15 protein-coding genes are annotated in these 16,511 nt (G+C 73.6%); 3 read left to right on the forward strand and 12 right to left on the reverse strand.

The window, feature by feature from the left end; all coding sequences use genetic code 11:
• The first annotated feature begins 33 nt into the window (after positions 1–33).
• Positions 34–636: a hypothetical protein gene (locus tag ACWCPN_RS05805; RefSeq protein ID WP_451202635.1), complete on the forward strand. Its 603-nt coding sequence runs from the start codon at positions 34–36 to the stop codon at positions 634–636.
• A gap of 59 nt (positions 637–695) precedes the next feature.
• Here the strand turns inward: ACWCPN_RS05805 and ACWCPN_RS05810 are convergent, their stop codons facing one another.
• The 7 genes from ACWCPN_RS05810 to pdhA are packed head-to-tail and all read right to left on the reverse strand — an operon-like array spanning position 696 to position 8,590.
• Positions 696–1,676 carry an NAD(P)H-quinone oxidoreductase gene (locus ACWCPN_RS05810; protein WP_451202636.1) on the reverse strand — a complete coding sequence of 327 codons (981 nt, stop codon included), beginning with the start codon at positions 1,674–1,676 and terminating at the stop codon, positions 696–698.
• A gap of 47 nt (positions 1,677–1,723) precedes the next feature.
• Positions 1,724–2,821 carry a potassium channel family protein gene (locus ACWCPN_RS05815; RefSeq protein ID WP_451202637.1) on the reverse strand — a complete coding sequence of 366 codons (1,098 nt, stop codon included), beginning with the start codon at positions 2,819–2,821 and terminating at the stop codon, positions 1,724–1,726.
• Positions 2,818–4,167: a molybdopterin molybdotransferase MoeA gene (locus tag ACWCPN_RS05820; protein ID WP_451202638.1), complete on the reverse strand. Its 1,350-nt coding sequence runs from the start codon at positions 4,165–4,167 to the stop codon at positions 2,818–2,820. Before ACWCPN_RS05820 ends, ACWCPN_RS05815 begins: the two co-directional genes overlap by 4 nt.
• Entirely contained in the window at positions 4,164–5,075 is a 912-nt protein-coding gene (locus ACWCPN_RS05825) for an NTP transferase domain-containing protein (protein ID WP_451202640.1), read from the reverse strand. Before ACWCPN_RS05825 ends, ACWCPN_RS05820 begins: the two co-directional genes overlap by 4 nt.
• A gap of 46 nt (positions 5,076–5,121) precedes the next feature.
• Positions 5,122–6,444, reverse strand: coding sequence for a dihydrolipoamide acetyltransferase family protein (locus ACWCPN_RS05830; protein ID WP_451202641.1), 1,323 nt, complete (start codon positions 6,442–6,444; stop codon positions 5,122–5,124).
• Complete coding sequence (locus ACWCPN_RS05835) at positions 6,444–7,448, reverse strand: alpha-ketoacid dehydrogenase subunit beta (RefSeq protein WP_451202643.1); 1,005 nt, start codon at positions 7,446–7,448, stop codon at positions 6,444–6,446. Before ACWCPN_RS05835 ends, ACWCPN_RS05830 begins: the two co-directional genes overlap by 1 nt.
• Positions 7,445–8,590: a pyruvate dehydrogenase (acetyl-transferring) E1 component subunit alpha gene (gene pdhA / locus ACWCPN_RS05840; RefSeq protein ID WP_451202645.1), complete on the reverse strand. Its 1,146-nt coding sequence runs from the start codon at positions 8,588–8,590 to the stop codon at positions 7,445–7,447. Before pdhA ends, ACWCPN_RS05835 begins: the two co-directional genes overlap by 4 nt.
• A gap of 175 nt (positions 8,591–8,765) precedes the next feature.
• On the opposite strand from pdhA, the gene ACWCPN_RS05845 reads away from it, so the two are divergent.
• Complete coding sequence (locus ACWCPN_RS05845) at positions 8,766–9,263, forward strand: Lrp/AsnC family transcriptional regulator (protein WP_451202646.1); 498 nt, start codon at positions 8,766–8,768, stop codon at positions 9,261–9,263.
• Positions 9,264–9,307: 44 nt separating this feature from the next.
• On the opposite strand, the gene ACWCPN_RS05850 is transcribed toward ACWCPN_RS05845, so the two are convergent.
• Positions 9,308–9,895, reverse strand: a complete 588-nt coding sequence (locus ACWCPN_RS05850) for a TetR/AcrR family transcriptional regulator (RefSeq protein ID WP_451202647.1) — start codon at positions 9,893–9,895, stop codon at positions 9,308–9,310.
• Complete coding sequence (locus tag ACWCPN_RS05855; protein ID WP_451202649.1) at positions 9,892–11,406, reverse strand: 3-hydroxyacyl-CoA dehydrogenase; 1,515 nt, start codon at positions 11,404–11,406, stop codon at positions 9,892–9,894. The genes ACWCPN_RS05850 and ACWCPN_RS05855 overlap by 4 nt, the downstream gene beginning before the upstream one ends.
• 160 nt (positions 11,407–11,566) lie before the next feature.
• Between ACWCPN_RS05855 and paaN the strand changes: the two genes are divergently transcribed.
• Entirely contained in the window at positions 11,567–13,258 is a 1,692-nt protein-coding gene (gene paaN, locus ACWCPN_RS05860) for a phenylacetic acid degradation protein PaaN (protein WP_451202650.1), read from the forward strand.
• Here paaN and ACWCPN_RS05865 read toward each other — a convergent pair.
• The 3 genes from ACWCPN_RS05865 to ACWCPN_RS05875 are packed head-to-tail and all read right to left on the reverse strand — an operon-like array spanning position 13,255 to position 16,225.
• Positions 13,255–14,028, reverse strand: coding sequence for a TrmH family RNA methyltransferase (locus ACWCPN_RS05865; protein WP_451202652.1), 774 nt, complete (start codon positions 14,026–14,028; stop codon positions 13,255–13,257). The two genes, paaN and ACWCPN_RS05865, sit on opposite strands and share 4 nt — an antisense overlap.
• On the reverse strand, positions 14,025–15,272 hold the full coding sequence (locus tag ACWCPN_RS05870; protein WP_451202654.1) for an HTTM domain-containing protein: 1,248 nt from the start codon (positions 15,270–15,272) through the stop codon (positions 14,025–14,027). Before ACWCPN_RS05870 ends, ACWCPN_RS05865 begins: the two co-directional genes overlap by 4 nt.
• Positions 15,269–16,225 (reverse strand): DUF5819 family protein, encoded by a 957-nt coding sequence (locus ACWCPN_RS05875; protein ID WP_451202658.1) that lies wholly within the window; start codon positions 16,223–16,225, stop codon positions 15,269–15,271. The genes ACWCPN_RS05870 and ACWCPN_RS05875 overlap by 4 nt, the downstream gene beginning before the upstream one ends.
• Positions 16,226–16,511: the final 286 nt, after the last annotated feature.

Consider the following 16,511-nt stretch of genomic DNA (forward strand, 5'->3'; position numbering starts at 1 on the left):
TGTTCGACGACTGGCCTCCGGGAGGTCACCGACGTGACTCCATGGCTGCGACTCACGCTCCGCCTCGTAACACTGCTGCTCGCCGTCGTGGCGGCGGTGCCGGTGTACGGCACCGCCCCCGCGTACGGCGCGCAGGCCGCGTCACCGGATCCGTCCGCGCCCGCGGCCCGGCCCACCGCGCCGGTCACGCCGGCCGCTCTGGTCTCGACCTCCCCGGCCGCTTCGCACTCTGCGGCCCGCCCCCACGCCCACTCCGATCCGGCCGCCGAGCCGTCCCGGGCCGGGAGCAGGGCGGGTGAGGGCCGGATGCGCCCCGGCCGTCCGGACGGGCCGGCCGCCGAGGAGGAGGGCGACGACGGATCCGGCACGGTGACCATGGCTCCCGACCCCTTCGATCCGCAGGAACCGGAGACCGCCGACATCCCCGCCGGGACCCGGACGGCGTCCGTGCCGCCCGAGGAGGCCGGACTCGATCCGGCCCGGCCGCCGCGGGAGACCGCGGCGCGGAACGACCTCCGGCGGGACGCCGCCCCCGCCGGGCCGACGCTGGAGATCCTGCCGCTGGGGACCGGGCTGGTCCTCGTCGGCCTCGGGCTGGGCCTCGCGTTCCTGGGCCTGCGGGTCCGCCGCACCTGACCGGCTCGGCCGGTTCGGGCACCGCGGGCCGGCGGCGGGGGCGGCCGCGCCCGTACGGTCTACGGCGCGACCAGCAGCACCTTGCCGATGTGGCCGCTCTCCTCCACCACCCGGTGCGCCTCCGCCGCCTCCGGCATCGGCAGCTCACGGTCGACGACCGGCCGGACGTGCCCTCCGGCCAGCAGCGGCCACACGTGCTCACGCACGGCGGCCACGATCGCGGTCTTCTCGCTCAGCGGACGGGCCCGCAGCGAGGTCGCGCTGATCGCGGCCCGCTTGCTCAGCAGCGTGCCGATGTTCAGCTCGCCCTTGACGCCGCCCTGCATGCCGATGATCGCGAGCCGGCCGTTGACGGCGAGCGCCTGGACATTGCGGTTCAGGTACTTGGCGCCCATGTTGTCGAGGATGACGTCGGCACCGGCACCGTCCGTGGCCTGCTTGATCTCGGCGACGAAGTCCTGCTCGCGGTAGTTGATCAGGACGTCCGCGCCCAGCCGGGCGCAGTAGTCCAGCTTCTCCTTCGTGCCCGCGGTCACCGCGACCCGGGCTCCGAGGGCCTTGGCCAGCTGGACGGCCATGGTGCCGATACCGCTGGAACCGCCGTGCACCAGCAGGGTCTCGGCCGGACGCAGATGGGCGACCATGAAGACGTTGGACCAGACGGTGCAGACCACCTCGGGCAGCGCGGCCGCCTGCCGCAGTTCGACGCCCTCGGGCACGGGCAGCAACTGCCCGGCCGGCACGGCGACCTTCTGGGCGTAGCCGCCGCCCGCGAGCAGCGCGCAGACCTCGTCGCCCACGGCCCAGCCGGAGACGCCGGGGCCGAGCGCGGCGATCCGTCCGGAGCACTCCAGGCCGGGGTACGGAGACGCGCCCGGCGGCGGGTCGTAGAAGCCCTGCCGCTGCATGATGTCGGCACGGTTGACGGCGCTGGCCACCACCTCGACCAGAACTTCGCCCTCGCCGGGCACGGGATCGGGGACCTCGTCCCACACCAGCGCCTCGGGCCCACCAGGTTCGGGAATCGTGATCGCATGCATGCCCGTGACGCTACTCCTCACCGGCGCCGTCCCCGGGGCAGGCCCGCTCAGTTGCTCGGCAGCGGACGGTTGTGGGGAGTGACCCGGGCACCCGGGCTCGCGCGGACGATGGTGATCAGACGGTCCGTGAGCTGCAGGGAGCCGATGGACGGATCGTCGTAGCCGAGCACCCGGTGCCCACGCACCACACTGACCACGAGGTCGTCCGTCTCGCGCGGGCCCTTGCCCACCTCGGCCCGCACCACGGGCCGTTCCATGATGTCGAGACCGCTGCCCTGCTGGATCAGGTCCTCCATCACCATGCCCGCCGCCGGGCTGAGCACGGACAGGCCGAGCAGCCGGCCGGCCGCGCCGGAACTGGTGATGACGGCGTCGGCACCCGACTGCTTGAGCAGCGGGGCGTTCTCCTCCTCCCGGACCGCGGCCACGATCTTGGCGCTCCGGTTGAGCTGCCGGGCGGTCAGGGTGACCAGCACGGCGGTGTCGTCGCGCTGCGGGGCGACGATGATCTGCCGTGCCTTGTGCACCTCGGCCCGCCGGAGCACATCACTACGGGTGGCGTCACCTATGACGCCCGCGAACCCCTCGGCCGTCGCGGCGTCGACCGCCTTGGAGCTGGGGTCGACCACGACCACCTGCTCCGCCTTCAGACCCGTGACACAGACGGTCTGGATGGCCGACCGTCCCTTGGTGCCGTAGCCGATGACGACGGTGTGGTCGCGCAAGGTGGACCTCCAGCGGTTCAGGCGCCATTCCTCCCGGGTGCGTTCGGTGAGGACCTCCAGCGTGGTGCCGACCAGGATGATCAGGAACAGCACCCGCAGGGGCGTGATGACGAAGATGTTGGTAAGCCGGGCGCCGTCGCTGACCGGGGTGATGTCGCCGTATCCGGTGGTCGAGAGGGTGACGGTCGCGTAGTAGAACGCGTCCAGCAGGTCCACGGAGCTGTCGGAGTTGTCGTGGTAGCCACCGCGATCGGCGTAGACGACGAAGGCGGTGGCCACCAGCACCAGCAGGGCCATGAGCAGCCGTTTGACCACCTGCCGGATCGGGCGCTCCACCACCCTCCTGGGGAGCTGCACCCGCTGGGCCACCAGATGCTCGTCCGCACGGCGGGCTATGGCGTCGTGACCCGGAAGTTTCACGTGAAACACACCCCGATTCCGGCTGCCGCCCAGGGCAGGTCCAGCAGCTCCGTCTCCTCTCCCTGCTGTGCCCCGCCCGGAGGCACGACCGCCATCGCGTCGGCGGCGGCGACCCCGCGCAGCATGGCCGGGCCGTTGTAGTGCAGCGGCATGGCGCGGTCGCCGCGCAGCACCACGGGGACGAGCCGGGTGTCGTACGGATGCCCGTGCACCGCCTCGCCGAGCGCCAGCGTGTACGGCTCCGGGGCCGGACGGGCGGCAAGGGTGCGCAGCAGCGGCTCGGCGAGGGTGAGCAGGCCGGAGACGGCAGCCAGGGGGTTGCCAGGCAGGCCGACGAGGTGCTGGTTCTCCTTGGTGCGGGCCAGCAGCATGGGGTGGCCGGGGCGCACCTTGACCCCGTCGACCAGGAGTTCGGCACCCATGCGCTCCAGGGTGGGGTGGACGTGGTCGACAGGGCCTCCGGCGGTGCCGCCGGTGGTGACGACGAGGTCGGCCCGGGACCCGGTGAGCGCCTTGTGCAGGGCCTTGGCGTCGTCTCCCAGCCGGCGTACGCCGATGACATCGGCCCCCATCGCGCGCAGCCAGGGCGGCACCATGGGGCCGAGCGCGTCCCGGATCAGTCCGTCGTGCGGACGCCCCTCGGTGAGCAGCTCGTCACCCAGCACCAGGACCTCGACGCGGGGCCGGGGCACGGCCGTGACGGTGTCGTATCCGGCGGCCGCCGCCAGGCCCAGCACGGCGGGGGTGACGAGGGTGCCGACCGGGAGCAGCTGGTCACCACTGCGGCACTCCTGACCGCGGGGGCGGATGTCCTGGCCGTGGTTCATCTCGCGGGTGGCGTGCAGCCGGCCCTGGGCGTCGGTGCGGCCGTGTTCGGTGCGCAGCACGGCGGTGGTGTCGGCCGGGATACGGGCGCCGGTGGCGATGCCGACCGCCTCGCCGTCGGTGAGGGGGGCGGGCAGCGCGTGGCCGGCGAGCGCGCCCTGTTCCCGTACCGCCCAGGGGCCGGGCCCTGCGACCGCCCAGCCGTCCATCGCGGAGGTGTCGAACGAGGGCAGGTCGGTGAGCGCGTCCAGGGGAGTGGCGAGGACCAGCCCGAGGGACTCGGTGAGGGGGACGGAGACGGGGGTGCGGCGGCTGCCCGAACGGGCGGCGCGGGCTGCGACCTCCCGGGCCCGGGGCCAGGCGGTGGCCCGGTGCCGCTCGTGCCGCCCCTCGTCGGGGGCGGCGGCCGGCGCGGCGGGGGCGGCGGCGTTCTTGGGTTCCCTCACGAGGGCCAGGGCCTCCTCGACGTCGAGGTCGTCGCTGTCCTCGGCGGGCGCTCCGGCCCGGGTGCCGGGAGTCATCGCGGGTCCGGGGCGGGTGCGCCGCCGGCGCCGTCCCGACCGCCCTCGCCGTTCTCTTCCTCCCAGCGCAGCGCCAGCGCCACGGCCTTGCGGGTGGCCTCGGCGACGGCTTCGGGGCCGCCCCCGGCCCGGGCGGCGGCGTAGCCGACGAGGAAGGTGGTCAGCGGCGCGGCCGGCCGGGCCACGCCGTGTGCGGCGTCGCGGGCCAGGTCGAGCAGGAGACCGGTGTCGACGTCCAGGTCGATGCCCAGCTCGTCCTTGACTGCGGAGATCCATTCATCCAACACGTGCCCATGCTCCCTGATGCGTGCCCTGGCGTCGGCGATGTCGTCCCAGGTGTCGCAGTCGAAGGACGCGAGCGGGTCCGGGACGCGGGTGAGCTCGAGGGCGCCGGTCAGCCGGCGCAGGGGCAGCCCGGTGAGGCCGCCGTGCCCGGCGGCGAGGGCGGCCAGTTCACGGCGCAGCGCGGCGGTGCGGTAGGCGGCCACGAGCGGCTGGTCGCGGCCCTCGGCGTCGGTGAGCAGCGCTCCGTCGGCGCCGGTGTCCCGCAGGGCGGCCAACAGCCGCTCCAGGGTGCCCGCTTCGAGGAACGGCAGGTCGGCGGAGAGGACCACGGTGCGTGCGGCGGTGGTCAGCCGCAACCCGGCGGCCAGCGCGGCGACGGGGCCGCCACCGGACGGTTCCTCGCGCGCCCAGCGCACCGGGCGGGCGGTGGGGCGGGCACCGGCGACGACGACGGTCGTGGCCGCGCCGGCGCAGGCCGTGAGCACCCGGTCGAGCAGCGCCCGGCCGCCGACCCTTACCGCGGGCTTGTCGGCACCGCCGAGCCGCCGGGCGGCACCGCCGGCCAGTACGACGGCGTCGTACGGCGCGGCGGTCCCGGTTGCGGCGGGGGCGTTCTCGGTCACCCCCCGAGTATGTCCTCCCGGGTCCTCCTGATGGACCCGGCGTAGGTCACAGGGTCCGCAGCAGCACCGCCGGCTGTTCCACGCAGTCCGCGACGTAGCGGAGGAAGCCGCCCGCCGTGCCGCCGTCGCACACCCGGTGGTCGAAGGTGAGGGAGAGCTGAACGACCTGGCGCACGGCCAGTTCGCCCTCGTGCACCCACGGCTTGGGGACGATCCGCCCCACGCCGAGCATGGCCGCCTCGGGGTGGTTGATGATCGGGGTGGAGCCGTCGACGCCGAAGACGCCGTAGTTGTTCAACGTGAACGTGCCGCCGGTGAGTTCCCCGGGGGTGAGCGTGCCGGTCCGCGCGGCCTCGGTGAGCCGGGCGAACTCCGCGGTCAGCGATTGGGCGTCACGGGTGTGGGCGTCCCGCACGACCGGGACGACCAGTCCGCGTTCGGTCTGCGCGGCGAACCCGAGGTGCACCCCGTCGAGTTGGACGACCTCGCGGGCCTCGGTGTCGACGTAGGAGTTCAGCTCGGGGTGACGGGCTAGGGCGGCGGTGCAGATGCGGGCGAGGAGCGCCAGGAGGGAGATCTTCGGACCTCCGGCGGCGTTCATCGCGGCCCGCGCGCGCATCAGTTCCGTCGCGTCGGCGTCGACCCAGCAGGTGGCGTCCGGGATCTCCCGGCGGCTGCGGGAGAGCTTGTCGGCGACGGCACCGCGGACACCCTTGAGGGGGATGCGGAGTCCGTCGCGGGCCGGTGCGGCCGGGGAGACCCGGGTGGCCGGCTCCGCCGCCACGGGGGCGGGAGCGTCCTTGGCGCGCAGTGCGTTCTCCACGTCGGCGCGCAGGATCAGGCCCTCGGGCCCCGAGCCGGACAGCTCCCGCAGATCGAGACCGCCGTCACGGGCGAGCCGGCGCACCAGCGGGGAGATCACGGGGACCGGGCCCTCGACGGGCACGGGGGCGGGGACGGGGGCAGGCGAGGGCGCGGGCGTCGACGCGGGCGGTGCCTGGGCGGCCTGCTTCACATGACCGTTCGCGCCGGTCGCGCGCACCCGGCGCCGCCGGGCCGGGGCCTCGGACGTGCCGTAGCCGACCAGGACGTTGCCCGAGCCGGCGTCCTCGCCGGCGGTCGCGGGACCCACCGCGACCGTCAGCAGGGGTGCGCCGACGGGCAGCTCGGTCCCCTCCTCGCCGAAGCGGGCGGTGACCACGCCGCCGTAGGGGCAGGGGACCTCGACCATCGCCTTGGCCGTCTCGACCTCCACGACCGGCTGGTCGATGGCGACGACGTCGCCGACCTGGACCAGCCAGCGGACGATCTCCGCCTCGGTGAGTCCCTCACCGAGGTCGGGCAGCTTGAACTCCAGCACCTGTGCCATCAGCCCTCGGCCTCCCACTGCAGGCGGGACACGGCGTCCAGGATGCGGTCGACGCCGGGCAGGTGGTGCCGCTCCAGCATGGGCGGCGGGTAGGGGAGGTCGAAGCCGGCCACCCGCAGCACCGGGGCCTCCAGGTGGTGGAAGCAGCGCTCGGTGACACGGGCGGCGATCTCGCCGCCCGGACCGCCGAACCCGGTCGACTCGTGCACGACGACGGCGCGTCCGGTGCGCCGCACGGCCGCGCAGACCGTCTCGTCGTCGAACGGCACCAGGGAGCGCAGGTCGAGGACCTCCAGGTCCCAGCCCTCCGCCCGGGCCGCCTCGGCGGCCTCCATGCAGACCGGCACGGAGGGGCCGTAGGTGATGAGCGTCGCGCTGGTACCGGGCCGTCGGACCACCGCGCGGCCGATCGGCTCCACGTCCGTGGGCTGCTCGGGGTTCCAGGAGTCCTTCGACCAGTACAGCCGCTTGGGCTCGAGGAACACGACCGGGTCGTCGGACGCGATGGCCCGGCGCAGCAGCCCGTAGGCGTCGGCGACCGTCGCCGGGGTGACGACATGGAGACCCGGGGTGGCCATGTAGTAGGCCTCGGAGGAGTCGCTGTGGTGCTCGACGCCGCCGATGCCGCCGCCGTAGGGCACCCGGACGGTGATCGGCAGGGGCATCCTGCCGCGCGTGCGGTTGCGCATCCGGGAGACATGGCTGATCAGCTGCTCGAACGCCGGGTAGGCGAAGGCGTCGAACTGCATCTCCACCACCGGGCGCAGGCCGTACATGGCCATGCCGACGGCGGTGCCGAGGATGCCGGCCTCGGCCAGCGGGGTGTCGGTGCAGCGGTCCTCGCCGAACTCCTTGGCGAGCCCGTCGGTGACCCGGAAGACCCCGCCGAGGGTGCCGACGTCCTCGCCGAGGACGTGCACGGTGGGGTCGGCGGCCATCGCGTCGCGCATCGCGCGCGTGAGGGCCTGCGCCATGGTGGCGGGCTTGACGGCGACGGTGGTCATCGAAGGTCGCCTTCCTGGCCGTCCTGCTCGGCGTCGAGCTCGGCGCGCAGCTGGGCGCGCTGCTCGCGCAGTTGCGCGGTGGTCTCGGCGTAGACGTGGTCGAAGAGGTCCATGGGCTTGAGCTCGGGGTCCTGGTTCATGCGTTCCCGCAGGTCGGCGGCCATCTCCTCGGCGTCCTGCCGGGCTGCCTCGCGGCCGGCGTCGTCGAGCAGGCCGCGCGCGGTGAGTTCCCGCTCCAGGAGCTGGACCGGGTCGTGCGCCCGCCAGGCCTCGACCTCGGCGTCGCCTCGGTACCGGGTGGCGTCGTCGGCGTTGGTGTGCGCGTCGATGCGGTACGTCACCGCCTCCACCAGGGTCGGCCCGCCGCCCGCCCGCGCCCGCCGCACGGCGTCGCCGAGGACCTCGTGCACGGCTGCCGCGTCGTTGCCGTCGACCAGCCTGCCCGGCATGCCGTAGCCGACGGCCTTGTGGGCCAGCGACGGCGCCGCGGTCTGCTTGGCCAGCGGGACGGAGATGGCGAAGCCGTTGTTCTGCACCAGGAAGACCACCGGCGCCTGCCAGACGGCGGCGAAGTTCAGGGCCTCGTGGAAGTCGCCCTCGCTGGTGCCGCCGTCACCGACCATGGCCAGCGCGACCACGTCGTCGCCCTTGAGGCGGGCGGCGTGGGCGAGACCGACGGCGTGCGGGAGCTGGGTGGCCAGCGGGGTGCTGAGCGGGGCCACCCGGTGGGCCTGGGGGTCGTAGCCGTTGTGCCAGTCGCCGCGCAGCAGCGTGAGCACCTCGACCGGGTCCACGCCCCGGGCGACGACGGCGAGGGTGTCGCGGTAACTGGGGAACAGCCAGTCGCGCTCCTCCAGGGCCAGGGCGGCGGCGACCTCGCACGCCTCCTGACCGGTGGTGGAGGGGTAGACGGCCAGGCGTCCCTGCTTGGTCAGCGCGGTGGCCTGGGTGTTGTAGCGGCGGCCGCGCACCAGCTGTGCGTACAGCCGGCGCAGCAGGTCCGGATCGGCCTTCGCGGCCGCCTCGGTGCCGAGGACGCGATACGGCTCGGCGTCGGGCAGCAGCGGCGCGGGGTCCATACGGGGCTGCCAGGCGGGCGGCGGCGATGGCCGGTACGCGCCCCGCTGCTCCATGACCGTCATGACGGCACCTCCTCGTGGGAGCGGCTACGGGAGGCGCGTCGGCTGTGACCCGCCTCACCTACCGATTGTTCGGTCGACGGCACATTTTGGCTACAGGCCCCGGCAGGCTGTGGACAAACGGTTCTCCACAACCTGCAATGAACGCAGGACGTCCACGACGGTGAAGCGGGGGGACATGGCAGCTGAACAAATGGCCGAAGGGCCGCAGGACGGCGCCGCCCAGCCGGCCCGTCCGCTGGACGCGATCGACCAGGACATCCTGAAAATCCTGCAGGCGGACGGCCGCGCGTCCATACGGTCCGTCGCCGAACGCGTCCACGTCTCGCGCGCCAACGCGTACGCCCGCATCAACCGGCTGATCGACGACGGGGTGATCAGGGGGTTCAGCGCCCGTGTGGACCACGAGCGGGCGGGGCACGGCACCTCGGCGTACATCACCCTGAAGATCGTCCAGAACACCTGGCGCACGGTCCGCGAGCAGCTCAGGCAGCTCCCCGGCGCCTCGCACATCGCCCTGGTGGGCGGCGACTTCGACGTCCTGCTCCTGGTGCACACACCAGACAACAGGACGCTGCGCGAACTCGTCCTCACCCGGCTCCAGGCGATCCCCGAGGTGCTCAGCACCCGCACACTGCTGGTGTTCGAGGAGGAGGACACCGAGCCGGAGACCTGATCGCCGAAGACGCCGGGTCCCGGCCCCCGCCCGGCCCGGAGGGCTCAGGCCTGGCGCAGTCCCGAGAAGGCGAGCCGGACCACCGCGTCGGCCACCTCACGGCCGCTGACGCCCCGGCTGTCGGGCCGGTACCACTCCACGATGGAGTTGATCATCCCGAAGACCAGCCGGGTGGCCAGGCGCACCTCAACGTCGGGGCGCACGTCCCCGTCGGCGGCCGCGGCCTTCAGCAGGGCGGCGACCCGGTGGTCGAAGTCGCGGCGCCGCTCAAGCGCCCACCGCTCGGTCTCGGTGTTGCCGCGCACCCGCAGCAGCAGCGTCACGTACGGCAGCTCGGATATGAGCACCTCGACCATGCGCCGGACGACGTGCTCCAGCCGGTCGGCGGAGCGCCCCGCGCGCGCGGGCTCCTCCTCGAGGATCCCGAACAGTCCGTCCAGCGCGCGGCTGACGGCCCGCCGCAGCAGCTCCTCCTTGCCGCTGACGTGGTGGTAGATCGAGGACTTGGAGATCCCGGCGGCCCTGGACAGGTGCTCCATGGAGGTGCCGTCGTAGCCGCGCTCGTTGAAGACCCGCACGGCGACCGAGAGCAGCGTCTCGGGGGTGTAAGTGTCGCGCTTGGCGGTGGTCATGGGGTGCCCTCCCGCTTGTCGGTGGCGTACGCGTGACGGTAGAGCGCGAGTGACGGCGCGTACCGGCCCGAGGGGTCGCGCAGGTGCAGGTCGTCCAGGAGGTCGTAGGCCCAGCCGTGGCCGAGCCTGCGGCTCCACTCGAAGGGGCCCAGCGGGTAGTTGACGCCCAGGCGCATCGCGGTGTCGACGTCCTCCTCGGTGGCCACGCCCTTGGCGACGGCGTCGTGGGCGAGGTCCACGATCCGGGCGACCGTGCGGGCGACGATCATGCCGGGGACGTCGCCGATGACGCTGACGTCCTTGCCGAGCGCCTGGAAGAGACCGATGGCCTCGGCGAGGGTCGCCTGCGAGGTGTCCTGGGAGGCGGACAGGGCGATGCGGGTGGCCCGGCGGTAGTCGAGGGCGAGGTCGAAGTAGACGACGTCGCGGAACTCCACGGACGTCTGGCCGTCGGCGAGCACCAGCTGGCCGCCGCTCGGCAGCACCAGGCGGGTGCCGTGGTCCTCGTCCTCCTCCCGGACCGGGATGCCCGCCTCACGGATCAGGGTGAGCAGTTCCGCGGCCGGGCCGAGTCCGCCCTCGGCGGTGACGTGGGCGGGCGGCTGCCGCTTCTCGGCGGTGTGCGGCTCGGGACGCTCGGCGCCCTCGGCGTGGTCGTACCAGCCGTGCCCCGCCTTCCGGCCGAGGCGGCCGGACTCCACGAGGCGGCGCTGGGCGAGGGAGGGCGTGAAGCGGACGTCCTGGAAGAAGGACTGCCACACCGAGTGGGTGACGGACTCGTTGACGTCCTGCCCGATCAGGTCGGTCAGCTCGAACGCGCCCATCCGGAAACCGCCGCTCTCGCGCAGGACGGCGTCGATGGTGGCGGGGTCGGCGGCCTGGGCCTCGTACACCGCGAACGCCTCGGCGTAGAACGGCCGGGCGATGCGGTTGACGATGAACCCGGGGGTGTCGGCGCAGGCCACCGGGGTCTTCCCCCAGGCCCGCGCGGTCTCGTACGCGCGCGTGGCCGACGTGACGTCGGTGGCGAACCCGGAGACGACCTCGACCAGCGGAAGCAGCGGGGCCGGGTTGAAGAAGTGCAGGCCCACGAAGCGGCCGGGGCTGCGCAGCGCACCGCCGATGGCCGTCACCGACAGGGAGGAGGTGTTGGTGGCGAGCAGGCAGTCCTCGGAGACCACGTCCTCCAGCTCGCCGAAGAGCCGCTGCTTGACCTCCAGCCGCTCCAGGACGGCCTCCACGACGAGGGAGCAGTCGGCCAGCTCGGCCAGGCTCTCCGCGGGGCTGAGCCGGGCACGGGCCGCGTCCCGCTCGGCGGCGGTGAGCCGGTCCTTCGCCACGAGGCGGTCGAGGCGCGCGCCGATCGCGTCGGCCGCCTCCCGGGCCCGCCCGGGCAGGGCGTCGTAGAGCCGCACGGGGTGGCCGGCCACCAGCGCGACCTGGGCGATGCCCTGGCCCATGGTGCCGGTGCCGACGACGGCCACGGGGCTGCTGAGGTCGAGTGCTGTCATGTGCGCGATCCTCCCGCACGGGGTTGTCCACAGATGCGGCAGGCCCCCTTGTCCCGACCGATCGTTCGGTTACTCTAGCCCTGTCCGCCCGTTCCTGCCTCTGTTTCCGCCCAGGTCATGAACTCGAGGAAGAGTTCCTGAGACGAGGAGTTGGTCCCGCATGGCCGCCGAACTGACCGCGCACGACCTGATCGCCAGGCACCGGCCCACACTCGACCAGGCCCTGGAAGCGATCCGCACGCGCGCGTACTGGTCCCCGCATCCCGAGCACCCCAAGGCGTACGGGGAGCAGGGCAGCCTGGACGCGGCGGCCGGCAAGGCCGCCTTCGACGCCGTCCTCGGCACCCGCCTCGACCTCGGCCAGCCCGGCACGGACGACTGGGTCGGCGGCGAGGTCTCCCCCTACGGCATCGAGCTCGGCGTGACCTACCCGCACCCGGACCTCGACGTGCTGCTGCCCGCGATGAAGGCCGGACAGCGCGCCTGGCGGGACGCGGGCGCGGAGACCCGCGCCGTGGTCTGCCTGGAGATCCTCAAGCGGATCAGCGACCGGACGCACGAGTTCGCGCACGCGGTCATGCACACCAGCGGACAGGCCTTCATGATGGCGCTCCAAGCGGGCGGCCCGCACGCCCAGGACCGCGGCCTGGAAGCGGTGGCGTACGCGTACGTGGAGCAGGTCCGCACGCCCGACGCGGCCGAGTGGACCAAGCCGCAGGGCAAGCGCGACCCGCTCGCACTCACCAAGCGGTTCACGCCGGTCCCGCGCGGCATCGGCCTGGTCATCGGCTGCAACACCTTCCCCACCTGGAACGGCTACCCGGGTCTGTTCGCCTCGCTGGCGACCGGCAACGCGGTCCTGGTCAAGCCCCACCCGCACGCGGTACTGCCGCTCGCGCTGACCGTGCGCATCGCGCGGGAGGTGCTCACCGAGGCCGGTTTCGACCCGAACCTCGTGGCACTGGCCGCCGAGCGCCCCGGCGAGGGCATCGCCAAGACCCTCGCCACCCGCCCCGAGATCCGCATCATCGACTACACCGGGTCGACGTCCTTCGGCGACTGGCTGGAGGCCAACGCCCGCCAGGCGCAGGTCTACACGGAGAAGGCCGGCGTCAACACGGTCGTCGTGGAGTCGACCGACGACTACAAGGGGATGCTGTCCAACCTGGCCTTCTCGCTGTCCCTGTACAGCGGCCAGATGTGCACGACCCCGCAGAACCTGCTCATCCCGCGTGACGGCATCCGCACCGACGAGGGCCACAAGACCTTCGACGAGGTGACCGCCGACCTCGCCCGCGCCGTCGACGGACTGCTCGGCGACGAGGCGCGCGCCAACGCCCTGCTGGGCGCGATCGTCAACCCGGACGTGAAGGCCCGCCTGGAGGCGGCCGCGGGTCTCGGCGAGGTCGCCCTGGCCTCCCGGGAGATCACCAACCCGGACTTCCCGGGCGCCGTGGTCCGCACTCCGGTGATCGTCAAGCTGGACGGCGCCAAGCCGGACGCCGAGGCCGCCTACATGAGCGAGTGCTTCGGCCCCGTCTCCTTCGCCGTCGCGGTCGACTCGGTGGCGGACGCGGTGGAGCTGCTGCGCCGCACGGTCCGCGAGAAGGGCGCGATGACGGTCGGCGCGTACACCACCGACCCGGAGGCCGAGCGGGCCGTCGAGGAGGCCTGCCTGGAGGAGGCCGCCCAGCTGTCGCTCAACCTGACCGGCGGGGTGTACGTGAACCAGACGGCCGCCTTCTCCGACTTCCACGGCTCGGGCGGCAACCCGGCGGCGAACGCGGCCCTCACCGACGGCGCGTTCGTGGCCAACCGCTTCCGGGTGGTGGAGGTCCGCCGCCAGGCCTAGCAGTCCGGGACCGCCGGGGGCGCCGTCGCCGCGCCCCCGGTGGCACTCCAGTGGTACAGCGTCATGGCCACACTGGTGGCCAGGTTGTAGCTGGAGACCTGGGGGCGCATCGGCAGCGCCAGCAGACGATCGGCCCGCCCGCGTACCTCGGGCGACAGGCCGCTGCGCTCCGAACCGAAGGCCAGCACGGCGTCGTCCGGCAGCGTGACACCCCGGATGTCCTCGCCCTCCGGGTCGAGGGCGAACAGCGGGCCGGCCGGCAGCTCGTCGGCGCCCAGCCGCTCCACGGCCGTCGCGAAGTGCAGCCCCGCACCGCCGCGCACCACCGTGGGGTGCCAGGGGTCGAGCGTCCCCGTGGTGACCACCCCGGTCACCCCGAAACCGGCGGCCAGCCTGATCACGGCGCCCGCGTTGCCCAGGTTGCGCGGGTTGTCGAGGACCACGACGGGCGCCGTGCGGGGCGTGCGGGCGAGCGCGCGCAGACTGGCCTCGCGGGACGGCCGCACGGCCAGCGCCGCCACCCCGGTGGGATGGGGCCGCGGCACGAGCGAGGCGTACGCCGACGCGGGCACCTCGGTCAGCAGCTCGTCCAGGGCGTCCCTGACGTCCCCGGCCAGCTCCTCGGCGAGGGCGAGCGCCGCCCCGCGGTCGGTGGTGACCGCCACCGGCACCTGCGCGCCGAAGCGCAGCGCGTGCTTCAGGGCGTGGAAGCCGTCCAGCAGCACGGCGGTACCGGCGCTCGCACGCCAGCGGGCCAGGGCATCGGTCATGTGCCGAACCCTACGTGGCCCGGCGCGGGCTCCTCGGCCGAGCCCGGGGCGCTCTCCTCGGAGGCGCGCGGCCCGGGCAGCACGGGGTCGTCGTCCCGGCCTCGCCGTACCAGCCGCTCACGCGCGCGTGCCGCCCAGCCGCCGAGCAGCAGCAGCACGGACGTCGGCAGGAAGACGGCGTCCGCCGTGATCATCGCCAGCGAGAAGAACGGCAGCCCGAGGACGACCGCGATCACCGCGTGCTCCAGCATCATGAGCACCAGCAGGACGTTCTTCACCCGCCGGTTGAACAGCGTGAACGGGAAGGCGACCTGCACCATGACCGTGCCGTAGGTGATGACCATCATGATGGTGCCGCTGGAGGACATCAGGTCGGCGAGGCCCGGCCAGGGCGAGAAGTAGTCCAGGTGGAGCGGGTAGTAGACGGCGGTGCCGTCCTGCCAGCGCGAGCCCTGGATCTTGTACCAGCCGGCGGTGGCGTAGATCAGGCAGGCCTCCGCCATGATCACGAACAGGGCGCCGTTGTGCAGGACGTTCGCGATCACGTCCAGCAGGATCCGCGGCTCCTCGGACCTCGCCAGGCGCCGTACCGCCGCCCACAGGCCGAGGACGGCCCAGACCGTCCACAGCAGCGACGGCACCAGCCAGCCGTTGTCGAACAGCCGGCCCGTCAGCGTCACCCCGGCGAGCACCAGGCCCAGCACCGCCCACAGCACCGGCCCCAGCCGGTCGGGGCGGACCCGCTCCCCACGCGCGCGTGCCGCCGCCTCGCGGTCCGCCCGGCGGGCGTCGAGCGACCACACCTGACCGCAGCGGGTGAACACCAGGTAGAAGGACATCAGGTGCAGGACGTTGTCGCCGCCGTCGCCCATGAAGACGCTGCGGTTCTGCAGCGACAGCACACCCACCATGAACAGCACGGAGGCGGTCCGGGTGCGCCAGCCGAGCAGCAGCGCGGCCGTGGCGAGGATCGCCAGCACATAGAAGATCTCGAACCAGGCGCCCCCGCCGGACCACATCAGGGCCGTGAAGGCGTGGTTCTCGTCGGTCAGCTGGCGGCCGAGGTCCCAGCTCCAGGGGCCGTCGGGGCCGTACATCTCCCGGCGGTGGGGGAACTCGCGCAGCAGGAACAGCAGCCAGGTGCCGGAGAAGCCGATCCGGATCACGGCGCTCTGGTACCGGCCGAGCGCCGACTCGGTGACGCGGGCGATGCCCCGCGAGAGCGTCAGGGACACACCGTTCACGCCACACCTCCCGCGGCCTCGTCGGCGGTCACCGTCCACCAGGGCAGCACGCGGTAGACGGGCTTGCCCGAGAACCGTTCACGGCTCCACACGGGCGGCTGCACGTTGGTGGTCCGGGAGCGGACCTGCACGCGCTGGACGACTCCTTGCCGGCCGATCTCGTCCTCCCGGTACAGGCGCATCGTCACGATCCGGCGCATGTAGGTCTCGGAGAGCGCGCCGCGCAGGCCCACCGGCCGGTTGTCGGTGCCGTGCGTGGCGGAGAGGAAGTCCCAGGCGCGGCGCAGCTCGTTCTGCTGGGTGTGGCTCGGCAGCGGGTTGCCGTCGATCGCGGCACCGTCACGGGCGGAGAGGTCGGTCCATCCGGTGGTGCGCAGGTCACCGTCCTTCGTCCGCACCTCGGCGCGGACCTGCACGGCTATGTTCTGCTGCAACGGGTTGGGGGCGAACAGCTTCCAGTTCTGTTCGAACTCCGGGTACACCCACTCCTCGATCGCCTTGCCGTGCTGCTTGGTCATCGTGTTCGCGGGCGCGAGGCTCAGGAACACCATCCCCAGGTGCACACAGGCGGCGACGGCGACGGCCGCGAGGGCCACCGCCGCTCCGACCTGGTAGCGGGGGGACAGGGCGGCGACACCGGTGCGGGGCGGGGCGGACGGGGCCGCGGCGGGCTCGTCGGACTCTGCTCCGCCGCGCGCGAGGTCCGGGTCCACGGGCGGCTGCCCGCTCGCGCCCGGGCCGACGGCCGACGGCTCGACGCCCCCGGTGTCGTGGGCCGGCTTCCGCTCCGTGCCGTCGGCCGCCGGCCCGTCCGCGGCCGCGTCCGTGACCGCCCTGCCGCCGGCACCCGGCGGCTCGTGCCCGTCCGCGCCGTTCTCCGGCTCCGGGAGACGCGCCCCCTTCGACCCGTCCGGCCCCCGCCGGTCGTGCGAGTCCTCGTCGTACGCGTCCATTCCGCCCCGATCCCCGATTTCCGCCGACGTCGTGCGGCCGCCCGCCACAGGCGCCGCATGGTTCACGGGCGCCACGGCTCGGCGCCCGCACGGAACGGTACTCAGCCACGCCCGTCGGGCGCAGCCCCGGGGAACCACCGGAGACCGTGGCCGTCACCACGTCGTCCGCCCGGACGGACATCCGGCCGGGCGGTACGACCAGTCGCTCGCCACCGCAAAGGCGGCGTGGAGACGCCCCCGGGCCCTCGGCGGGAACCTCGCCCGGAAGGGCCACCGGGCACCGTCC

The sequence above is a fragment of the Streptomyces sp. NPDC002386 genome (assembly GCF_053593175.1).